Annotated in this window: 17 protein-coding genes, 1 tRNA gene and 2 pseudogenes; 11 read left to right on the top strand and 9 right to left on the bottom strand. The window is 53.9% G+C overall.

The genetic code is table 11. The annotated features are described in order from the left end of the window. Positions 1-27 precede the first annotated feature (27 nt). Genes K7431_RS23625 through K7431_RS23605 form a run of 5 tightly spaced genes read left to right on the top strand, consistent with a single transcriptional unit; the run spans position 28 to position 4,653 of the window. Positions 28-1,686: a methyl-accepting chemotaxis protein gene (locus K7431_RS23625; protein ID WP_015885770.1), complete on the top strand. Its 1,659-nt coding sequence runs from the start codon at positions 28-30 to the stop codon at positions 1,684-1,686. 39 nt (positions 1,687-1,725) lie between these two features. Next, on the top strand, positions 1,726-2,265 hold the full coding sequence (locus K7431_RS23620; RefSeq protein WP_015885769.1) for a chemotaxis protein CheW: 540 nt from the start codon (positions 1,726-1,728) through the stop codon (positions 2,263-2,265). Between the two features lie 9 nt (positions 2,266-2,274). Then, positions 2,275-3,084 (top strand): CheR family methyltransferase, encoded by an 810-nt coding sequence (locus K7431_RS23615; protein ID WP_015885768.1) that lies wholly within the window; start codon positions 2,275-2,277, stop codon positions 3,082-3,084. Beyond that, positions 3,081-3,614: a chemoreceptor glutamine deamidase CheD gene (gene cheD / locus K7431_RS23610; RefSeq protein ID WP_015885767.1), complete on the top strand. Its 534-nt coding sequence runs from the start codon at positions 3,081-3,083 to the stop codon at positions 3,612-3,614. Before K7431_RS23615 ends, cheD begins: the two co-directional genes overlap by 4 nt. Beyond that, positions 3,577-4,653 (top strand): protein-glutamate methylesterase/protein-glutamine glutaminase, encoded by a 1,077-nt coding sequence (locus K7431_RS23605; protein WP_015885766.1) that lies wholly within the window; start codon positions 3,577-3,579, stop codon positions 4,651-4,653. Before cheD ends, K7431_RS23605 begins: the two co-directional genes overlap by 38 nt. 559 nt (positions 4,654-5,212) lie before the next feature. On the opposite strand, the gene K7431_RS23600 is transcribed toward K7431_RS23605, so the two are convergent. Continuing rightward, a complete protein-coding gene (locus K7431_RS23600) occupies positions 5,213-5,623 on the bottom strand; it encodes a response regulator (RefSeq protein ID WP_015885765.1) in 411 nt (136 codons plus the stop codon). Between the two features lie 643 nt (positions 5,624-6,266). Here K7431_RS23600 and K7431_RS30910 point away from each other — a divergent pair. The 3 genes from K7431_RS30910 (at position 6,267) to K7431_RS23590 (ending at position 10,141) form a co-directional block, all read left to right on the top strand. Next, complete coding sequence (locus tag K7431_RS30910) at positions 6,267-6,398, top strand: hypothetical protein (RefSeq protein WP_255611185.1); 132 nt, start codon at positions 6,267-6,269, stop codon at positions 6,396-6,398. Between the two features lie 162 nt (positions 6,399-6,560). Further along, on the top strand, positions 6,561-8,414 hold the full coding sequence (locus K7431_RS23595; RefSeq protein WP_043205858.1) for a hypothetical protein: 1,854 nt from the start codon (positions 6,561-6,563) through the stop codon (positions 8,412-8,414). Next, positions 8,411-10,141, top strand: a complete 1,731-nt coding sequence (locus tag K7431_RS23590; protein WP_015885762.1) for a hypothetical protein — start codon at positions 8,411-8,413, stop codon at positions 10,139-10,141. Before K7431_RS23595 ends, K7431_RS23590 begins: the two co-directional genes overlap by 4 nt. A gap of 457 nt (positions 10,142-10,598) precedes the next feature. Here K7431_RS23590 and K7431_RS23585 read toward each other — a convergent pair whose 3' ends face one another. Further along, positions 10,599-11,582: a DUF4435 domain-containing protein gene (locus tag K7431_RS23585; RefSeq protein ID WP_043205857.1), complete on the bottom strand. Its 984-nt coding sequence runs from the start codon at positions 11,580-11,582 to the stop codon at positions 10,599-10,601. Further along, positions 11,566-13,089 (bottom strand): AAA family ATPase, encoded by a 1,524-nt coding sequence (locus K7431_RS23580; protein WP_015885760.1) that lies wholly within the window; start codon positions 13,087-13,089, stop codon positions 11,566-11,568. Before K7431_RS23580 ends, K7431_RS23585 begins: the two co-directional genes overlap by 17 nt. Before the next feature lie 621 nt (positions 13,090-13,710). Between K7431_RS23580 and K7431_RS23575 the strand changes: the two genes are divergently transcribed. Then, entirely contained in the window at positions 13,711-14,502 is a 792-nt protein-coding gene (locus K7431_RS23575; protein ID WP_043205856.1) for a potassium channel family protein, read from the top strand. Positions 14,503-14,746: 244 nt separating this feature from the next. Here K7431_RS23575 and K7431_RS23570 read toward each other — a convergent pair whose 3' ends face one another. The 6 genes and pseudogenes from K7431_RS23570 to K7431_RS23550 form a co-directional block, all read right to left on the bottom strand. Next, the gene (locus K7431_RS23570) at positions 14,747-14,956 is read right to left on the bottom strand and encodes a hypothetical protein (protein ID WP_015885758.1); all 210 of its coding nucleotides are present in this window, start codon (positions 14,954-14,956) and stop codon (positions 14,747-14,749) included. Between the two features lie 63 nt (positions 14,957-15,019). Next, positions 15,020-15,580, bottom strand: a pseudogene (locus tag K7431_RS23565) (chromosome segregation protein SMC); the annotation flags it as partial. Beyond that, positions 15,572-15,697: pseudogene (locus tag K7431_RS31290) on the bottom strand (AlpA family phage regulatory protein); the annotation flags it as partial. The pseudogenes K7431_RS23565 and K7431_RS31290, both read right to left, overlap by 9 nt. Before the next feature lie 80 nt (positions 15,698-15,777). Then, positions 15,778-16,722, bottom strand: coding sequence for a hypothetical protein (locus K7431_RS23560; protein WP_015885756.1), 945 nt, complete (start codon positions 16,720-16,722; stop codon positions 15,778-15,780). A 246-nt stretch (positions 16,723-16,968) separates the two neighbouring features. Further along, complete coding sequence (locus K7431_RS23555; protein WP_043205854.1) at positions 16,969-18,210, bottom strand: tyrosine-type recombinase/integrase; 1,242 nt, start codon at positions 18,208-18,210, stop codon at positions 16,969-16,971. A 165-nt stretch (positions 18,211-18,375) separates the two neighbouring features. After that, positions 18,376-18,460 (bottom strand) — tRNA-Leu (locus K7431_RS23550). A 108-nt stretch (positions 18,461-18,568) separates the two neighbouring features. Here K7431_RS23550 and queA point away from each other — a divergent pair. Then, entirely contained in the window at positions 18,569-19,618 is a 1,050-nt protein-coding gene (gene queA, locus K7431_RS23545; protein ID WP_015885754.1) for a tRNA preQ1(34) S-adenosylmethionine ribosyltransferase-isomerase QueA, read from the top strand. A 5-nt stretch (positions 19,619-19,623) separates the two neighbouring features. Further along, positions 19,624-20,739 carry a tRNA guanosine(34) transglycosylase Tgt gene (gene tgt, locus K7431_RS23540; protein ID WP_003175976.1) on the top strand — a complete coding sequence of 372 codons (1,116 nt, stop codon included), beginning with the start codon at positions 19,624-19,626 and terminating at the stop codon, positions 20,737-20,739. Positions 20,740-20,759 lie beyond the last annotated feature (20 nt).

Genomic DNA, 20,759 nt, shown 5'->3' with positions numbered 1-20,759 from the left:
TCTTTGCAATTCCATGGAGGTTCCCCGATGAAATGGTTCTACGATCTTAAAATTTCCACCAAGCTGATCAGCTCGTTCCTGGTGGTCCTGGCGCTCACCGGGGCCATGGGCGCCTTCGCGATCCTTCAGCTCGGTGCCGTCAACCAGGCCGCCCAGGACATCAAGGGCAACTGGATGCCCTCCATGCGCGCAGCGGCAGGCATGCGTTTTTTTGCCGCCAACTATCGCTTGAAAGAAAACCGCCACATCAGTACCGAGATTGCCGAAGAAAAGGTCCAGGCCGAACGCGAAGCCATCGAGGCGCGCCAGCAGTTCGAAACCCGCATGCAGACCTACGAGCAATTGTTGTCGAACGATGAAGATCGTCAACTCATGCTCAGCGTGAAAAGCGCATGGGACGCCTACATTGCGAGCAGCAAGCAGGTACTGGAGTTTTCCCGTCAGAACGAGGAAGCCCAGGCGCGCAGTTTGCTCAGGGGAGAATCCAAAGGGCATTTCGATGAGGTGACCAGCCGCCTGCAGAAAATGGTCGAGCTCAATGACGCTGGTGCGACTGCAGCGGGTGACAAGGGCTCGGTGCTGTATGAAAGCTCACGCATGTCGATCATCGCGGTACTGGTCGCGTCCCTGTTGATCGGTCTGGGCCTGGCGATATTCATCGCGCGGATCATTTCCCGACCGTTGCGCCAAGCTGCCAGCGCCGCCGAGCAATTGGCCGAAGGCAACCTTAACGCGCACATCGAGCCAGGTGGCAAAGATGAAACCGGCCTGGTGCTCAACGCCATGCGTAACATGGTCGGCAAGCTGGCACATATCATCGGCGAAGTGCGTAACGCCGCCGATAACCTCGCCAGCGCCTCCGAACAGGTCAGCGCCACCGCGCAATCGATGAGCCAGGCCACCAGTGAGCAGGCCGCCAGTGTCGAGGAAACCAGTGCGTCGGTCGAGCAGATGAGCGCCAGCATCAACCAAAACACCGAAAACGCCAAGGTCACTGATGGCATGGCCAGCAAAGCGGCCAAGGAAGCCACCGAGGGCGGCGAATCGGTACAGCAGACGGTGGTGGCGATGAAGAAAATCGCCCAGCGCATCAGCATCATCGATGACATCGCCTACCAGACCAATCTGCTCGCGCTCAATGCCGCCATCGAGGCCGCTCGGGCCGGCGAGCACGGCAAGGGTTTCGCCGTGGTGGCCGCCGAAGTGCGCAAGCTGGCCGAACGCAGTCAGGTCGCCGCCCAGGAAATCGGCGAACTGTCTTCCAGCAGCGTGGAAATGGCCGAGAAAGCCGGCAAGTTGCTCGACGAAATGGTGCCTTCCATCAACAAGACGTCCGACCTTGTGCAGGAAATCAGCGCTGCATCCGAAGAACAGGCCGCCGGTGTCGCGCAGATCAACACGGCGATGACCCAGCTCAACCAAGTGACCCAGCAAAACGCCTCGAGCAGCGAGGAACTGGCGGCGACGGCCGAAGAAATGAGCAGCCAGGCCGAGCAACTGCAACAGGCCATGAGTTTCTTCGTGCTGGATTCCGCGTTCAAGGTCGCGGGTCAAAGCGCCGGCGCGGACAGCCCTGGCAGCACGCCCAACCGTCAGCCGCCACGCCCTAAACCAACGGCGCCGCGCAAGGCGTTCGCCTACACCATGGCCAGTGCCCCGGACGAATCGGATTTCACCCGCTTCTGATCGCACGATCGATGCGCGCCTACAAGGGAGAGTAGTGACATGGGTGCAGTAATGACGACTCGGCAGACCGCGGTGGCGGTCGATGAGGATGCGCAGTACCTGACCTTCATGCTGGGCGGCGAAATGTTCGCCATCGGCATCCTGGGGATCAAGGAAATTATCGAATACGGCAGCCTGACCGTGGTGCCGATGATGCCCGCTTTTGTGCGCGGGGTGATCAACCTGCGCGGCGCGGTGGTGCCGGTGGTGGACTTGTCGGCACGCTTTGGTCGGGCCAACTCAGCGATCACCCGGCGCTCCTGCGTGATCATCATCGAGGCGAGTACCGAGGACGGTCAGCCACAGGACATCGGGCTGCTGGTCGATACGGTGTCTGCCGTGCAGGAGATCCCGGCCACGCAGATCGAACCGCCACCCAGCTTCGGTGCGCGCATTCGCGCCGATTTCATCAGTGGCATGGCCAAGGTCGACGGCAAATTCGTGATCGTGCTGGAAGTGGACAAGGTGCTGTCCATCGACGAGATGTCCAGCCTGGCCGAGGCCGGCCAGGCGCCAGCCCCTGACCTCGACCCGCGTTGAGGCTCGATCATGTCAGACACCGTCTCCATCGACGATCGTGAATTCGGTCAGTTCCAGGCCTGGCTGTACCGCGCGGCCGGTATCAACCTGTCGCCGGCCAAGAAAGCCTTGGTGGCCGGGCGCCTGTTCAAGCGCCTCAAGCACTATGAGCTGCAGAGCTATGGTGAGTATTTCAAGCTGATCATGAATGACCAGCGCAAAGGCGAACTGCAGGTTGCACTGGATTTGCTGACCACCAACGAAACCTATTTTTTTCGCGAGCCCAAGCACTTCGACTTCCTGCGTCAGCACGTGCTGCCCCAGGCCGCGCCGGGCCGGATGTTTCGCGTGTGGAGCGCGGCCAGTTCCACGGGGGAAGAACCCTACAGCCTGGCGATGACCCTGGCCGAAAGCCTCGGCACCACGCCCTGGGAAGTGATCGGCTCTGACATCAGCTCCCAAGTGCTGGCCAAGGCGCGCACAGGGCATTACTCAATGGAACGCATCGAGACATTGCCCCAGCCGCTGCTGGTCAAGTATTGCCTCAAGGGCATTGGTCGCCAGGAGGGCACCGTCCTGATCGACAAGGCCTTGCGCAGCCGCGTCAATTTTGTCCAGGTCAACCTTAACGAAGCGCTGCCGGTTCTGGGGGAATTCGAGGTGATCTTCCTGCGCAACGTGATGATTTATTTCGATCAGCAGACCAAGAGCCAGGTGGTCGCGCGTCTGTTGCCGCTGCTCAAACCCGGTGGTTACTTGATCATCAGCCACTCGGAAAGCCTCCACGGTGTCAATGACACCTTGAAGCTGGTGGCGCCGTCGATTTACCGCAAGCCATGAAAAAGCCTGTGGGTACGACCGAAGTGATATTGGCGCCTGGCCAAGTCAGCTTTGCGACGCGGCCGACGCGCCTGCGTACCTTGCTCGGCTCCTGCGTGGCGATCACCTTTTGGCATCCGCAACGGCTGATCGGCGGCATGTGCCACTTCATGCTGCCGGGGCGCCTGCGCAAGCATCAGCCCCTGGATGGCAGGTATGCCGACGAAGCCCTGGAACTGCTGCTGCGCCACGCGCAAGTCAATGGCACGCATGCACGGGATTACCAGGTCAAGTTGTTCGGCGGCGGCGAGATGTTTCCTGATCTGCACCGCCGCCTGCCGACGCAGGACGTGGCCAGCCTGAATATTCGCGCCGCGCTGGCCCTGGCCGAGCGCTATCACCTGCACCTGACAGCCCAGGACATGGGCAGTACCGGTTACCGCACGATCATGTTCGACCTGTGGAACGGCAACGTCTGGGTTCGGCACCAACCAATGGGATTACTTCAAGAAGATGCCTACCAAAAAAATCAGTGTGCTGGTGGTCGATGATTCGGCCGTGGTGCGCCAGGTACTGCTGGCGATTCTCAGCGATACGCCGGATATCCACGTCATGGGTGCCGCGTCCGACCCGATTTTCGCCATGGACAAACTCGCTCGGGAATGGCCGGATGTGATCGTGCTGGACGTCGAAATGCCGCGCATGGACGGCATCACGTTTCTCAAGAAAATCATGAGCGAGCGGCCGACGCCGGTGGTGATCTGTTCCTCGCTGACCCAGAAAGGCGCGGAAACCTCCCTGCAGGCGCTGTCGGCGGGCGCAGTGGAAATCATCACCAAGCCCTCAACCGGTTTAAAGAGTTTCCTGATTGAGTCGGCCGCCGAGTTGGTGGCAGCAATCCGGGCCGCAGCGAACTCCAACGTCAAGAACCTGGGAAAGCGCAGCGTCAGCCCGCCATTGACCCCGGCCAGCAAGCTCAGCGCCGATGCGATCCTGCCAGCCGGCAATGGCCATGCCATGGCCCAGACCACCGAGCGTATCGTCGCCATCGGCACCTCCACCGGCGGCACCCAAGCGCTGGAAGCCGTGCTGACGGCACTCCCGCGCGTGTGCCCAGGTATGGTTATCGTGCAGCACATGCCCGAAAAATTCACCGCTTCGTTCGCCGAGCGCCTCAACAGCGTCTGCGCGATCGAGGTGCGCGAAGCGCGCAACAACGACCGTATCCTGCCCGGCCTGGCCCTGATCGCACCGGGCGGCAAGCACCTGATGGTCACCCGCAGCGGCGCCTATTATCACGCTCAAGTTATCGATGGACCGCTGGTCAACCGGCATCGGCCTTCCGTGGATGTGCTATTTCGCTCGGTAGCCCGGTTCGCCGGCAGGAATGCCACCGGCATCATCATGACGGGCATGGGCGACGATGGCGCACGCGGGCTCAAAGAAATGCTTGAAGCCGGGGCCGCGACAGTCGCCCAGGACGAAGCCAGTTGCGTGGTGTTCGGCATGCCCAAGGAAGCCATCAAGCTCAACGCCGCTCAGCGCATCATGGCGCTGGAGGATATTTATCGGGCGATCCTGCATAAGTGAAGGTGGATGTTGGGCTGAGGTGAGAATTTTCTTCCTCCGAACGCTCGTCACGCGCCGGGCGGTACATCGGCCATTGCTCGCCACAGGTATTCGATGGTTGGCGCTTTTTGTGCGCGCATGTTTGTGGCCTGTCGCTGTGTGTGGGAGAGCTTTGGGTCTGCCGGGGTCGTATTGTCCCGGTTTCTCAGCCCGCGTAGAGCTGCTGTCCGTTCGCATGAGAAAGGAGCGTGGCCGTTTTCGATATTTGCCGGATGAGGTGGTGGAGGAGGGGGACGCGGCGGGTGTGTAGGGAGGTGGTTTGAGGGTATGGGGCTGGCGCTGTCGCAGTTCAGGTCAGCTCCCACAGGGGATTGTGTTTGAGCTTAATAATGGGCGCTGAGCAGTGAGTCAACTGACCACCCACTTTTTTAAGATGGTGCCCGAGGGAGACTCGCGTGCTCCATATAATACGGGTGTTGTAGCGGGTTTTTAGATCAAGGGATACATGCAGGGATACACGAAGCGTTCTGTTGGATCACTTTTCTATTGCCGGGAAGGCTAAGCAGTATGACCCCGAGTCTTACAGTTTTTGATCGGGAGTGCCCGGTCGGAGTAAACGAGATATTGAAAATAGCAGTTGGTCTACGGTCCATGGTTTCGGTAGATAGACCGTAGGATAGGGAACCGTTTCAGGCAACAGCGGGTATCCGGACATCAGTAACGTTTTCACTGACGGCCATTTTTCTCTGACGATTCGAACAAGGTCCATTCCGTTGATCTGGCCCGGCACTCCATAATCTGCGATCACAATGCAACAGTGCAGACTGGATTGCACCAGGTACTCCAGCGCTTGGTCAGCGGTCTCAAACGTAACAGTCTTAGCACCGAGCTCCTCGACGATATATTGGGTGATCCTAAGCAGTGTCGGATCATCCTCGACGATCACGACATTACCGTCGATGCGTCCTACGCTTTCCCAACTAGCGATCATACTCGGCCTTCTCAATGCCATATCGGACGAACGAAAAGGAACGTTTACGCCTTAATCAGTCATCCCTTTTCCCAGCCTATGGTAGCGAGCAGAGCGTAGGTGGGGAAATGGGATTGTCGGTCAACGGCGAAAAAGCCGGGGGCCCCTGACGATATCGAAGAGACACGGGGCATGAAACCCGCGGGATCGTGGTAGCGGCAACCACACCAGCTTACTGAAATTTCAATGTTGAAATTGAAAGGATCTTGAAGAAAAAAGGGCATCGTTACCGTATTGGTAACGGAACTCGCAGATGGCTGAAAGGGGTGGGCATATGCACAGGTGAACTGAGTTCACCAGGTTCACCTGTTCACTAAGCTGGGCGCCCTTCCGCTAACACGATCCGGCGGGTTTCCTACCCCGTACCTTTAAGAATGCTCCAGGTTCCCCACTATCGAGCCAAAGCCAAGAGCATGACCCACCTCGCTTCGCTGGAGGAGTGATACTAATGGGGCTATGGGGATACCCCAATAAAGTCGTGTTACGGGTGTTACTCGTGTTACGGAATTATATAAGTATATGATTTTAAATGATTTATATGGCGTTACACAGCTGTGGATGGTGTGCTGACATGCGTGTTACATGGGAAATAGGTGTTACATCAATGAATGCTCTGGAGGAGCGGTTTGTGATGATTAAGGCGGGAGTCATCGACCTGAAGGCTTTCGCTTATAAGGACCGCTACCTGCCAAAAGCGGTCATCCGCCACCGCCAGCCATTAACCCAAGCCGTGTAAAAAAACGTAGACTCCGTTTTGAGGTCTTCGTTTCACAGCGCTGGCATACATCGAGTGGTCGCGGCGCAGACGCTTTATCTCAGACGACGCAATGCCATTCCCAGCCTCCCCTCGCTACCGATAGAATTTGCCAACAAATTGCGCCCCACTGAGGAGCCACGGATGATCCTTCCCAGCCTCGCAGATGTCGTCGAGCTAGCTAAAAATGGAACGCTGCTAGAGGCCGTTTTCAGCGATCGTTGGCAATGTCGGTATCAGCACTTCGATGCGATTGCTCAACTACTTGCCGACGCCCACAACGAGGGGAGTTTCGATCTACTTGACACTCTCTCTGCCAGCGGCCTGGCCTCTTTTAGTGGCTTTAATGGTTATCAAGGGCGAAGGATCTACAGCTTAGCCATAGAGCGCCTAGACACCTCTGCGATAGCTTTACTGCCATCACTCAGGATCCTCGCAGCCCATGCGGACGGTGAACCTCACGAGGCTACTGAGACCTTTCGAAAGTGGTGCAGTGCCTCGCCGAACAGACCGAGGGAGCTAATTGCTCTCGTCGACTCTGGAGAGCTGGATGTCTGCGACTTCTACAGCTTGCACATTGCCATTCGCAACGGCCTAAACGCGGATCTGCCCTACTTCACTGAACGGGCGTACGCGTTGATTGAGAATGGCACGGCTGTTGAGAAGGCTCAGGTTATCCAGGCTTTATCCTCCCCGCCATTTAACGATAACGCCCAATGGCGCCGAGCATTAGATGTGCTTGGCAAATCAGCTGTAACGGAGTCTGACGATGAGGTTCGTAGTGCACTGGTAAGAACACTATTGAGTTTCACAGAGTCGATTCCACAGCATTTCGCAATGGAGCTTGAAGATCTGATTGGCCAGGCCTCTCATCCGACTACATCAAAGGTTGCTCACCATCTTGCCTACGCGCTCGCTTTCAGTTTCAAGGATATTGCACCTTCGTTAAGGGCAATGCTGCTGGCGCAGCTCGGAGCCATCCAGCTGGAAGTTCAAACTCAAAAGCTTGTCGACCTTGGCTTGGCAAACCTCGTAAAAGCAGGCGGCGCCGATGAAGCTCGCGCTTTCATCACTAACCTGCTTATGCAACCGGGCTCCAATCTCCGGTTTGAGCTTTTCGATTCAACTATCCGAAACCTCATTGACGGCCCTGCCCAGGACTTCGAGACCTGGATTGTCGACTGGCTGAGGACAGCACCTAACTCGCTGTGCAGAGAAATGAATGAAGGCTTCTTCCGCAACAAGGAGGGGTACACGTTCCGGCTGGAATTCACCCTGTTCAATTTTACGGAAAGCGAATATGCGTTCATAGCTCGGAGAGCGACGGCGGTCTTCTTCATGAACCCTGCAATCGCTGCCAGCTTTCTGGTTAATTTAGGGCGATGCGCTCAGCGTGCGAGCATCGACTCTACGCTTACACACGTTGATCAGCCCTCTTCTGAGCAAACTCAAGAGCCTCCAAGCGAATCGCAAGGATCTGAAGATTGGGATACCGAAGTGAGCGATCTACTGTTCGACCCGCTGCTAATCAATTACACCAGTGCCCAAAAGCATCTTCAGCCCATTGCCGATGACATCAATGACAAAGCCGCTCCGATGGTAAAGCGCGCGCTCAACAGTCTTAAGCAGTACTGCGATGAAATTGAGAAGGTTGGGTTTATCGTCGAACTCCGGCCCTCTGAGCGCGAAAAACAGTTAGAAGGTCAGCGTCGTTCTGACGTCATGAATAATGCGATGCGGGCGAGTCGGAAAGACTCACCCTTTGCCGGCATTTTTGCCGAGAGCATTCTCCTTTATGGAAACGGGATGGTGACATGGATCGAGGACAGCCTGAGCTCCAACGATGGCGACGAGCAGGGCGATAGCCAACCTAGGCGCTTGGAGCATCCACTCGCAAGCATTAGCCACAGCGTTGAGTTGCCGCGCGAAGTGATTCTCGAACCCGTCGGTTTGCAGATGAAGTTGTTGAGTCTTCAAAACGTAGGTAAACCAGAATGAAGCTCGTATTCAGGGAATATCTCGCCTCTCTCCGAGAACGCCGCGAGCTTGATGTGGTGCTACCTGATTTACTCAGCGAGTTAGATTTTAACGTGATTTCGCGCCCCTCGGTTGGAACGCGTCAATACGGCGTGGACGTCGCTGCTGTGGGGAGTGAACTCGACCCGCAAACCGGTATCTCGGAGGAGAAGCTATTTTTGTTCTCCATCAAGCAGGGTGATCTAACTCGCAACGATTGGGACGGTACAACGCAGGCGCTAAGGGGCTCAATCAACGAAATCACGGATTTCTATATTCCCGTTCGGATTGCCGAGCAATACAAGCACATGAAAGTGGTTATCTGCCTGTGTTTCGGGGGGGAAATACATGAGGCTATCCAGGATATTGTAACGCAATACATCAAAATAAAGACGAATGAACGCGTTTCCTTTCAGATCTGGAACGGGGATTTACTGGCCGGAAAGCTAACCCAGGGTGTGCTACAGCAGCAGTTGGTCGACGAGCGCCTGCGCAGTAGTTTTCAGAAATCGGTCGCGATGATCGACGAGCCGGATATTGCCTACCAGCATTTTTGCAACCTGGCGAAGGGGTTGTTGGGCGGTGAAGACCTGAAACCACAGTCACGGCTAACCAGCGTGAGGCAGGTCTACATTTGCTTGTGGGTACTGTTCGTCTGGGCACGTGCCGCGGGCAATCTGGAGGCCCCCTATCGGGCCAGCGAACGCGTCATCCTGTTAGCCTGGGAACACATCAAGGTGCACATTGATGCCAAGCAGCAGAAGAAAATTGCGGACGACATGGGTGGCACGTTCGCAGCGCTCGTGGATCTTCACTTCCAAATCTGGGACGAGTTCTTAGGCAAAAAGGTTTTGCCCTACGTTCATGTGCGACATGGCATCTCTGCGGCGGTGAACACCTCGACATCAGTCGACATCAGTCTCAAACTATTCGAGACATTGGGACGGATCGCCCAGCGCGGCCTCTGGTTGCTTTGGCAGATAAGCGGTGATGACACAGTCCCTCAGCGATGCCTGAAAACTGAGGCATGCGACCTATCCAAATTCGATGAGGCCTCCAAGCTGGCCTCACAGATCAGTCACCTGATCAGCAACAATCCGAGCTTACTAAGCCCGATCGCAGATGAGCAGTCGATCGACATAGGCGTCGCGCTGACCTTCCTTGCCATGATGGAAAAATGGCAGCCGTTTGCAGTCGACTACTGTGGCCACCTACTCGAAAACTACCGATTCACCTACTGGACACATGGTGGTTACCCAACAATCGATGCGAGCTATCGAAACCTGATCAGCCACCCCAGAGAATCCACTGAGACCTATCGTGAAGGTCAAACAAAAGGTAGTACTTTGATCCCGCTCCTGATGGCCTGGGCAACATCGCGAGGCGAAACAAAGAGAACCAGAGAATTCGCAGCATTCGCTAAGGAGTCTCTCAAGCATTGCACCATGCAGGCCTGGTTGCCAGGGGGAAATAGTGAGGAGATGTTGTATAGAGGTATATCGGGGCATGGCCTAGCACTAACCGACATTCCCGTAACTGCGGACGGTGCGGCGGCGATCAAAATGCTCAACTCCGAGGTTTCGAGAGATGGGCATCTAATGACGCTGTCAGCTGTGAAGCATGGGCACTGGCCAATTCTGGTTATGGCTTGTAGGCACTACCGGTTACCACTGCCGCCTCACCTGTGGTTGCCGCTCCTCACTCCCTAGACTATTAGGCTACCTTCGGTCCACCGAGAACGACCGCTATGGGTCGAAAGCGGTCGGTTACGACTGACCGCTTATGGCTCAGAGTGTGTAAAAACGCTTCGCCAAAATTGAAGTGTCCGCGTCTACGCTAAATCTGAAATTTATCGGCACGTCTGCAGATTTGGATTTCGCGTAGAAACGCGATTTCCAGTCCCGTTTCGAGCACCTGACGTGCTCAAAAACGTTTTTACACAGCCTCGGCCGAAAGCGACCTCTCGCGGCCGAGCCACTGCTATCTCTCGCTGGCGAGTTTGCACGAAGCCCCTAGAAAAGATTGGGGCCCGCTTGGGGAAAGTGCCTCAGCGTCATTGCTTGGTAAACTACGGTTGTTTGCGGTCCCCGCATGCCTTCCCCCGGATACTCAGGACTCCCTGTATATCGGCCCTCACTGCTGGCTGGCGCTTTAAACTCCGAGGGCCTACGTTTCGCAACTCTTTATTTGGGTGCAGTTTCGAACGAGGTTATAGTCTACGCAATGTTCTTGCACCCTTTCCAGAAAGCTTATGAGTCCCCCAGGCGGTGATGATTTGCTGGCAAACCGGCCTAACTCACCAAAATTGCATCTCACCTTGAATTCACCCGAAAGACCGGTCATTACTCCAGTTCGGGTGTTGCGCATCAGTGTTAGCATCTCAAGCCATTTCACAAAGAACATCATGGAAAACTTTCCTCGATATCTTGTTCTAGGGTCAAGAGATTCAAATTCTCGTGTGGCCTCGGACACTTCAAGAAGAGTAAACTCCCGAGCTAAGGTGACCCCCTGTTCGCACGGCAGTTCAGCAGCAGTAAGACCGTCATAGTCAATGTCGGCGATTTTTGAAATTCGCTTAGGCAAGTTGTCTATTGCGACATCGTAGCGCCTCGCGCAATAGAGTTTGAAGTTGAGAGGTTTAACTATGCTCAGGAAGTCTTCAAAGATTTTCCTGAATGCCTCGATGACTTCAGCTCGGATCTGTATCTCGCCATGACAATGAAGCTCATCCTTTAGCGCCTCATCGAGCACTTGCTCATTCACTACGTAGTTTTCCACTGCATAATGGTCGGTGATGAATATTTGGGCCGATGGCTCGCGTCCTTTTAGATCATCAAAGTCTCTATCTATAAAAAAGTATAGCCATTCGTCAAACTCACTTACGTCTGAAACAAGAGTGTCGTAGTATTTAAGGGCTTGGTCTTTGCCGGAAGCGATGATCGGCTCATACACTAGTTGAGGGGCGAGCCTACGTATCCACTCGCCAAACAAACTTTTATCGTCGGGCCCCTCAAAGATAAATATCGGCCACGGTCCTAACTGAGATCTTACACTTAGTACCTTTATTTTGAGTACTGAAGTTTTTTCCCGAGATTTAATCAGACTTTCGCGGTACCTATCTACTTGAGTATGATCAAAATACGTTGTCATTGCCGTCTTCGTCCTTGGCTTCTTGCATAGCATTTTTCAAACGCTCTAATGCGTCTACATCAATAAATGATTTAAGTGAGTTAGCATATCTTTCAAGTGAGTTATCAAATATAAAGGGCGAGTGTGTAATGGCAATTATCTGCAAACAATCTGGTGCCCTGAGTACGTCTTGCAAGATTTCACGCTGCCACGCGATAGAGAGCGAGAGCTCGGGCTCGTCTATTAGGACAAGTTTTTGTTTGTCATATAGGAACATCTTGGCGAACAGCGAGATCATCTGCTTTTCACCGGATGAAAGTGAGTCGAGCTTAATCTCACGATTCAATACTTTGCTTTCAACCCATACGCTCAGATTTTTTCGATTAATTTTCAGTTCTTTGCCATCTTCGGCAAAGGCATTTGCCGAATCATTTAAAGAGGGATCATTGTTGGAGAGATATTTATTGCAGCTGTTTGCAAACGCTTCTACAAGGCTTTCGGTTCGTTTAGTAGCCTCCATGGCCGCGTTTAGCTTACTGACATAATAGAGCAGAAATTTATTTGACTCAGTATCAGCCTGTGTACGGTAGATCCTGTCTATATTGGGAATGGGTGTGTCTGAGAATACCGTGGTTCGAACTTCCCGAAGTCTGTTAAAGAAAAGTGTTAATTCTTCTTTGTCGGGCAGAAGGCTTTGCTCCACTGTCTGCCTATTAAATGTTCCGTCAAGCAGCTCGTTGATGATGTTAGCGCTAATCTGCCGATAGCTGGCGTTGGACTCCATCATCATCGCTTGGTTCAGTTCGTGCAAACGCTCAGATATATCTGAAAGCCCGAACTGGATGTTGCCAGCTAGCAGTGTTCGATCTGGAATTTTAATGCCAGATCGTTTTTTACCCGAAGGTTCCAATACGTCACTGTCGTTTATAGGGAGTTCGATGCGCCGATATGTTGGTAGATAAAGAATTTCGATTTCTGAGAACGTTTCTTGCAACACGCGCCACGTACTAGCGATCTTATCATTAACCCCGTGGTACGAAAATCGTAACGCGTCGAAAAACTTTTGAGCCTCCTTCGAACTGTATCCAAGATTTCGCATGACTGGGTGGAGAAATACGTATTCATGCCAGTTTCTGAAGCTAAAATTTGGTGATAAATATTCACCTTCCACAAAGTTGAAGAGTTCTACTTCGTTGATTGAAAGTTTTTTTGCGGCCTCGGCAATGTTTACTCTTGCCCTTTTGCTAATTTCACTAACTTCAGATTTTGTTATTTCAAGCATCTCTTCAGAAGTGCTTAACTTGCAGACTATTTTGTCAAACACCAAATCTTCTAGACGTAAAAACTGACGGCGCAAGAAGGCATCCATTGCGGACAGCAATGTTGTTTTTCCGGACCCATTCTGAGCTATCAGGATAGTGGCGGAAAACTGCGAGCTCATACCAATGTTTCGGTATCCATAAAGTCCTTGGATCTCGAAATGCTCTATGAGAGATTTCTTGCTTCCTAACCCGTTTTTAATGGCCACACTAGCTCCTTGAGACCGTTCATCCTATAAGGTTCTTCAGCTTCATATGACTGCAGCTTCACGTCAAGACCTCCCTGAATGACGTCTGACACATCGGCTTCAATTCCTTAGGCCGATCATTGAAAATGTCTAGAGCCAAATGCGCCAGAGCCACAGCAGGACGTGCTGTGGCCGCCGGTAGTTCGTACCATGCGTCGTAATCTACGGTCGGTCTGACACCTCGCCCAGATAAAGCAATTAGCCTGAAGGTTTTTCCCCTCCCGTCGAGGGGTGCGTCCGTTTCTGTGCAAATCCAAAGGCTAACGAGATGCAGATCACTCATTCAGCGGGCTCCGGCAGGTATTCAGCCGGTCACTTTGAAAAGCTTCGATTGATGCTCCGAGCGCTAGTGTCCGCTTTCGACCCAAACGGCCATTCAAGATAGGTGGCTTTGGGCCAAGAGTGGAATACTATTCCCAAAGTGATGCACGTATGACTGAGGGGTGGCTTTCGCGTACTTGGGCCTTGGAGTGCTGGGTGCGATCACGGATGCCCATATGTGGGGGGTGACTAGGCATGGGCAAACTCAAAGTCGGTCAGTCAGCGCTCCAGCAATGCAGGTAACCATAAAGAAAGAGAAATATGAACAGCACAAAAGAATCACTCGTAAAAGCGATAGCCAAATCTGCACTGCAGACGGCTATAGCCTTTCCAATTATATTTGGGATGTTTCATTTTTTCATATTAAGCATTTGGCTTTACTGGGACTTCGCTCCAGAAATCCCTTTGATCCTTTCAAGCCTGATTCTTCTCTTGTGTTACTGGAGAATGGAGAGTTTCGTTCCTTACCCGCTGCATAACAGAAACAACAAGAGCACATCCAGAATTCAAAAGTTTATCGAGTTGCCATTTTGGTATGTGGTCATGGTTGGCCTTTATGTGTACTTAGATCATATGTTTAATTTCAAGAATAGGCTGGAAACGCAAGACATTTATAAGCCAGTGCTTTGGGGTTATGGTGCTTTTTTTGCTCTGTGCATTATTGGTCCACTGCTAAGCCACTCAGCAATTACAATAATCAAGGGAGTCGTAAAAAGCGCACAGGAAATTAAAAATCTTATGGCGAGAGTGCTGTCTGTGTTTTATGCATACATGGCGGTTGCTATTGTTTTTTCTGCTCTATATAGGCTGCTTGAGCATAACAATCAAAAAAGCTTCAGTGCTTCTTTCGGTTCATGGTTTGATGCTATCTATTTCAGCTTTGTCACAATTACGACCGTAGGATATGGAGACATATATCCAGTAACAATGCCTGCTAAAATCATGGTTGTCCTGGAAGTTTTACTTGGGCTGCTATTTTTGGTAATCATGCTGGCAACCGCAATTTCAATTTCATTCCATGAGTCAGTTATCACCTCGCCAAAAGATGAATAGCCAAACTATAATCCATTGATAAGGTTCTATAAGTAGCCTCTTGTCAGTCATTAGTACAACTATATGAAAAACTGAACATCGGCTATTGAGTTACGCTTTACTCCATAAAACTCCTTAGCTCCGTCTTGGCCGAAAGCAGTCATAATCCTGCAACCGCCACAGATTAGACGCCGAAAAATCTAAAGCCTTATTTGCAATGGGAGGATCTAGCGAAGCGGAAGCTGCTTAAGCTTCCGCTTCTTCATCACCCTCCCTTTCTTTTGAGTTGGATGTCAATGAAGTCAAGCTCTGCCTTGATAGCATCAATCGTGAGCGTCTCAACCTTGGTGTTTTTGTTTGCTTTTGCGTTGAGCTTTTTCACGCCAGCCATGCCGGCAATTATTCCGTTCAAATGCAGCTTTCGGGCCTTCAGCTTATCAGGCATCTGAGTGCTGTTGTGTGGTGGTGGGTTCATGGTTCGACCGATGGTAGACCCGAAGCAACCGGCCCTCGCCGGTTGTTTCGGGGAGGGTTTGGGTTAGGCCGCCAACAGGTCAAGCAGGCTGTGTTGGTGTGAGCGTTCTGCAAGCTCTCGGAAGGTCCAGCTTCCGAAGTTTTCACCTTGCTCAGGGATTTGCAGCTTCAGCAGAGAAACCGGATCTTGACTAATCAGTCTTCGCGCAGCCCACAGCTTGCCGCCGGTCTCCAGCAGTGCTTTCGCCGCCTCATTCCATTGTTCTTCCAGCACAGTGTTCGCCAGGTGAGCCGCTTTGTTCTCGATCTTGGCGCGTTCTTTTTGTGCATCTGTGATGTGCAGATCAATCGTTACAAGCTCTTGCTCCAGCGCTGTGATGATCAGTTGTTGGCGACGGTGATGCTCAGCCGCAGCCGTGAGGTTTTTTGCTGCCTTTTGAGCTTCCGCGTTAGCGGCTTTCTCGCCCTCCACGTCGCCCCAGGCGACAGCCTGCGCATAAGCGGTCGCTGCGTCCGTTTCAGCTTGGCGAGCCTTTGCCATGTCTTCCTGATCGCTCTGGCGAACTTGCTGCAACCTGGTCTCGATGCTGCTGCGCTTTTCGTTAAGCTCCATCTCGTCGGCTTGACGCATCAGCTTGTAGATAGTCGGGCGTGCGAGCCCTACGATTGAAATCACCTCGGGCATGCGGATGAGGGTCATTGAGGGATCATGCGAGGGAATGGCTTTTAATACGGTAGTCATAGCGAGCTAACCCTTTGTTAATTGAGACAACGGGTCATACGCTACGTAGGGGAGGGAGAGTGGACTGTGTCCGCTCCCTTTTATTTCAGAGGCCTAAGGCCCAGGGCGGTCAAATGTTCTCGAATGGTTTTTTTTGTGCCGAGGCCTTCCCGTTTGGAAAGAATATTGGTCAGTTCAGCATCGGTTAGACTTCGCATCTCAATTTTCCGACCGTTAATGGTTTGCTCAGCCGCCGCCTTAATTTTTGCTCGCCTATCCATTGTGTCGATCTGTATTTTTGAGCTGGGGTCCCGGTTCCCGCTGCCGGCTTCCTGGCCCCTTCTCGTCGCCTTTGTCGAAAAGGCATTGTCGAGAATTCGATGCATCAGGCTTGATGTGTTGAAGCCTTTTTTAAACACATCCATCTGCTCCACTTGACGATAAAGGCTCGCCATCAACAGAGCCTGGTTCGCCTCACCTAACAACGTAGCAAAGTCTTCTCGCGCTCGAATTTCGTTTCCGCTGCTGCGGTCCCGCTCTTTTTCGATCAGGGCAAGGTACTGGCGGGGTGAGTCATGTTTCAGCTGCTCTATCAGGTCTGCATCAATGTCGTAAGTGGTTAGCTCAAGGTCGAACAGCCAATTTGCAAGCGTCTCCACAGCCTGAGTTCCCATGACCAGGGCAAAGGTAGCCGCAAGCTGTGAGTCTGCTGCGGAATGACTCACCCCAAGAAACCGTCGAATGACACTGGGCAATGAGCCTGCCTCTGCATAACTGGCATGCTCGCTAATGGGATCGCGAAGTCGATAAAGGGTTTTTGTTACCGACTCTGTACACGGAGCGTAGGAGCCCTCCTCAAGCCAGAACGAGGTAGCCGTGTTGATCAGATCAAAGGCATCTCTGAAGTGTTCGTTGAACTGCGGAAACAGCACAAGGCTGCGAACGGCTGCCTCAACGTCGTCCTGATCCCACACCAGGCACGTTACGTCGAAACCTGCGATTTCGAGTTCGAGCTCTTCTGTCTCGATGCTCCGCTCAAAGTCCATTTAGATCTTCCCGCCGCCCCGACACAGATAGGCTGTTACAGCGATTTACAGGTGGAGGCGCCACTGCCAGCAGGGTTGAGGGCGTGGCTTTTCTGTAACACGACTGCTCGATGTAACACGTGGCGCTCAGAAGCTTTGCAGTGCATGTAACGCTAAATATATTCAATAAATACAATGGGTTATTGGTGGGCGTAACACGCGTAACACGCGTAACACCATTTTTGAAGGGGTATAGGGTTGACGTCTTCACACGGCCTTCCCAAATTGACCTTGCACTACATTTCCGGCCTCTAGGGAATCAAGGTGATCGGCGTACCATTGCATCATTTTTACGCGTTGCTCAAAGTATTGGGCCTTGTTGTATACCCCCGAGATGCCTTCCTCTTTGTGAGCCAACTGCGCTTCAACATGTTCCTTCGGCCAGCCATGTTCTCGAAGTAACGTGCTCGCGGTGTGTCGAGTACCGTGTCCTACTAGACGCCCTTTGTAGCCGATGGTAGCGAAGACTTTGTTGATTGTGTTTTCGCTGATGGTTGGGTTCTTTGCTCCGACGCCGGGGAAAAGCCAGCGACTCCGTCCCGTTAAACAGTGCAGGTCCCTCAGTGCTGTAACGGCTTGGTGGGGAAGGGGGCATACAAAATCCCGGCGCATCTTCATCTTGGCAGCAGGCGTCGTCCAAATGGCCTTCTCAAGGTCGAACTCTTTCCATTCAGCCAAGCGGACCATGCCTGGGCGGGATGCCGTCCATATACAAAGCCATGCGGCGGTACGTGCCGTCAGTCTGCTCGGAGTGTTTTTGAGTGCTTGGAGAAACTCAGCGAGTTCAGGCTCCAGCAAGTGTGGATGCTGCTGAGTCTTGGGTGCCTGGGCGGCAATGTCGCGAAGGCGGCTGCCCGGATCGTTTTCGGTAAGTCCTAAACCAATCGCTCGGCCGAAGATTTGGTTGATCCAGGTGCGGCACTTTTCTGCCACGTTGTGAGCGTCTCTAGCTTCGAGAGATGCCTGGAGATCTGCACAGTCGGTGCGGGTGATTTCGTCGAGGGGCTTATCTCCCAATGCCGGGAGTATGTCCTTGTCGAGGTAGGTGCGGATTTTGTGAAGGGTAGAGGTTGCGAGGCCCTTTTCTTCTTTGGCCTTGAGCCAAGCTTCAGCAGCAGCTCGAAACGTCCGAGCCTTAGCCGCATCGATTGCAGCTTTAGCGGATCGTTTCTGCTCAAGGGGATCGGCGCCGCTACTCACCACTTTGCGTAGATCGGCAGCTTTCTCTCTTGCCAGCGCACCACTGACCTCTGGGTAACCCCCGAGCCCCATCCAAGCCCAATTGCCAGCCGGACGTTTGTAGCGTAGCTGCCAGGATTTACCACCATCAGGTTTGACCCTGAAGTAGAGGCCGTTTCCGTCTAGCTCCCGGTATTCCTTTGACTCCGGCTCCAGCCCTGCAAGCGTCGTGTCTGCGAGAGGGCGGCGCTTGATATCTGCGCGCTTCATCCTTGTATCCCAAAGTTCGGTATTTTTCTCAGGATACAAGCAGGGATACAGGGATACAACGGATAAGGGGATACAGAGGTAGAAAGCCAGACACAAAAAAACCGGCTCAAGTGGCCGGTTTCTCTGGGTCTGAGAGCCTGGTAGAGACTTTCAGATACTGCTATATGGTGCCCCGAGGGAGACTCGAACTCCCACTCCTTTCGAAAACGGATTTTGAATCCGCCGCGTCTACCAATTCCGCCATCAGGGCTCAATGGCGGCGAAGTATAGAGATGAGATTACCGTTGGTCAATCACGTTTCATGGTCAATTTTGACTATTTCCGCTAGACTTCCCGGCCCTGCTAGACGAACCCCATCATGCGCGTTGCTGACTTTACTTTTGAGCTCCCTGATTCGCTGATCGCTCGCCACCCTTTGGCCGAGCGTCGCGCCAGTCGACTGCTGACCCTGGACGGGGTAAGCGGTGCCCTCGCACACCGTCAATTCACTGATTTGCTTGAGCATTTGCGCCCAGGCGACTTGATGGTGTTCAACAATACCCGGGTGATTCCGGCGCGGCTGTTTGGCCAGAAAGCTTCCGGCGGCAAGCTGGAAATTCTGGTTGAGCGGGTGCTGGACAGCCATCGTGTGCTGGCCCATGTGCGCTCCAGCAAGTCGCCGAAACCGGGCTCTTCGATCTTGATCGATGGCGGTGGCGAAGCCGAGATGGTGGCGCGACATGATGCGCTGTTCGAGCTCAAGTTCGCTGAAGAGGTGTTGCCGTTGCTGGAGCGCGTCGGCCATATGCCGTTGCCTCCTTATATAGACCGCCCCGACGAAGACTCGGACCGCGAGCGCTATCAGACGGTCTACTCCCAGCGTCTGGGTGCCGTCGCCGCACCGACTGCCGGGCTGCATTTCGACCAGCCGCTGCTGGATGCGATTGCGGCCAAGGGCGTCGAGACCGCCTATGTGACCCTGCACGTGGGGGCCGGCACGTTTCAGCCGGTGCGTGTGGATAACATCGAAGACCATCATATGCACAGCGAGTGGCTGGAAGTCAGCCAGGACGTCGTGGACGCGGTTGAAGCGTGCAAGGCGCGCGGCGGGCGGGTGATTGCGGTGGGTACCACCAGCGTGCGCTCGCTGGAGAGTGCGGCGCGTGATGGCGTGCTTAAGCCGTTCAGTGGCGACACCGATATCTTTATCTACCCAGGCCGGCCGTTCCATGTGGTCGATTGCCTGGTCACCAACTTCCATTTGCCGGAATCCACGCTGTTGATGCTGGTGTCGGCATTTGCCGGTTACCCGGAAACCATGGCCGCTTATCAAGCCGCCATCGACAATGGGTACCGTTTTTTCAGCTACGGTGATGCGATGTTTATCACCCGTAATCCGGCGCCACGCGGCCCAGAGGAACAACTATGAGTCGTATGTCGTTTGAATTGCTCGCCACTGACGGCAAAGCCCGTCGTGGTCGCCTGACGTTCCCGCGCGGTACCGTCGAGACCCCGGCGTTCATGCCCGTGGGCACTTACGGCACTGTCAAAGGCATGCTGCCACGTGACATCGTCGCCACCGGCGCCGAGATCATCCTCGGCAACACCTTCCACCTGTGGCTGCGCCCGGGCACGGAAGTGATCAAGAAGCATGGCGACCTGCATGACTTCATGAAGTGGCAAGGCCCGATCCTGACCGACTCGGGTGGTTTCCAGGTGTTCAGCCTGGGTGCCATGCGCAAGATCAAGGAGGAGGGCGTGACCTTCGCCTCGCCGGTGGACGGTTCCAAGGTGTTCATGGGCCCGGAAGAGTCGATGCAGGTGCAGCGCGACCTGGGCTCCGACATCGTGATGATTTTCGACGAATGCACGCCGTACCCGGCTGACGAAGACGTCGCGCGGATTTCCATGGAGTTGTCCCTGCGTTGGGCCCAGCGTTCGAAGAATGCCCATGGCGACAACACGGCGGCGCTGTTCGGTATCGTCCAGGGCGGGATGCATGAAAGCCTGCGTAAACGCTCGTTGGAAGGCCTCGACAAAATCGGTTTTGACGGCCTGGCCATCGGCGGTCTGTCGGTGGGCGAGCCCAAGCACGAGATGATCAAGGTGCTGGATTACCTGCCGGGCCTGATGCCTGCTGACAAACCTCGTTACCTTATGGGCGTTGGCAAACCGGAAGATCTCGTAGAGGGTGTGCGCCGCGGTGTGGACATGTTCGATTGCGTGATGCCAACCCGTAATGCCCGCAATGGGCATCTGTTCATCGATACAGGCGTGCTGAAGATCCGTAACGCGTTCCATCGCCATGATGATTCGCCGCTGGATCCCACCTGTGACTGCTACACCTGCCAGAACTTCTCCCGTGCTTATCTGCACCATCTGGACAAGTGCGGGGAAATGCTGGGTAGCATGTTGAATACCATCCACAATTTGCGTCACTACCAAGTCCTGATGGCTGGTTTGCGCGAGGCTATTCAACAGGGTACATTGGCCGCCTTCGTCGATGCCTTCTATGCCAAGCGCGGGCTCCCTGTGCCGCCCTTGGACTGAGTTTTCCGACCCTAAGATTC

Origin of the sequence: Pseudomonas fluorescens group sp. (genome assembly GCF_020093335.1) — a bacterium.
Taxonomy (GTDB): domain Bacteria; phylum Pseudomonadota; class Gammaproteobacteria; order Pseudomonadales; family Pseudomonadaceae; genus Aquipseudomonas; species Aquipseudomonas petroselini.
This window is presented reverse-complemented; position numbering and strand designations above follow the sequence as displayed.

Excerpts from the sequence above, each read along its gene's own strand:
- cheD (WP_015885767.1), top strand. The coding sequence starts at position 3,081 with ATGAAAAAGCCTGTGGGTACGACCGAAGTGATATTGGCGCCTGGCCAA.
- K7431_RS23595 (WP_043205858.1), top strand. The coding sequence starts at position 6,561 with ATGATCCTTCCCAGCCTCGCAGATGTCGTCGAGCTAGCTAAAAATGGA.
- K7431_RS23560 (WP_015885756.1), bottom strand. The coding sequence starts at position 16,722 with ATGGACTTTGAGCGGAGCATCGAGACAGAAGAGCTCGAACTCGAAATC.
- K7431_RS23615 (WP_015885768.1), top strand. The coding sequence starts at position 2,275 with ATGTCAGACACCGTCTCCATCGACGATCGTGAATTCGGTCAGTTCCAG.
- K7431_RS23590 (WP_015885762.1), top strand. The coding sequence starts at position 8,411 with ATGAAGCTCGTATTCAGGGAATATCTCGCCTCTCTCCGAGAACGCCGC.
- K7431_RS23585 (WP_043205857.1), bottom strand. The coding sequence starts at position 11,582 with ATGACAACGTATTTTGATCATACTCAAGTAGATAGGTACCGCGAAAGT.
- K7431_RS23625 (WP_015885770.1), top strand. The coding sequence starts at position 28 with ATGAAATGGTTCTACGATCTTAAAATTTCCACCAAGCTGATCAGCTCG.
- K7431_RS30910 (WP_255611185.1), top strand. The coding sequence starts at position 6,267 with ATGAATGCTCTGGAGGAGCGGTTTGTGATGATTAAGGCGGGAGTCATC.
- K7431_RS23570 (WP_015885758.1), bottom strand. The coding sequence starts at position 14,956 with ATGAACCCACCACCACACAACAGCACTCAGATGCCTGATAAGCTGAAG.
- K7431_RS23620 (WP_015885769.1), top strand. The coding sequence starts at position 1,726 with ATGGGTGCAGTAATGACGACTCGGCAGACCGCGGTGGCGGTCGATGAG.
- K7431_RS23555 (WP_043205854.1), bottom strand. The coding sequence starts at position 18,210 with ATGAAGCGCGCAGATATCAAGCGCCGCCCTCTCGCAGACACGACGCTT.
- tgt (WP_003175976.1), top strand. The coding sequence starts at position 19,624 with ATGTCGTTTGAATTGCTCGCCACTGACGGCAAAGCCCGTCGTGGTCGC.
- queA (WP_015885754.1), top strand. The coding sequence starts at position 18,569 with ATGCGCGTTGCTGACTTTACTTTTGAGCTCCCTGATTCGCTGATCGCT.
- K7431_RS23600 (WP_015885765.1), bottom strand. The coding sequence starts at position 5,623 with ATGATCGCTAGTTGGGAAAGCGTAGGACGCATCGACGGTAATGTCGTG.
- K7431_RS23605 (WP_015885766.1), top strand. The coding sequence starts at position 3,577 with ATGCCTACCAAAAAAATCAGTGTGCTGGTGGTCGATGATTCGGCCGTG.
- K7431_RS23575 (WP_043205856.1), top strand. The coding sequence starts at position 13,711 with ATGAACAGCACAAAAGAATCACTCGTAAAAGCGATAGCCAAATCTGCA.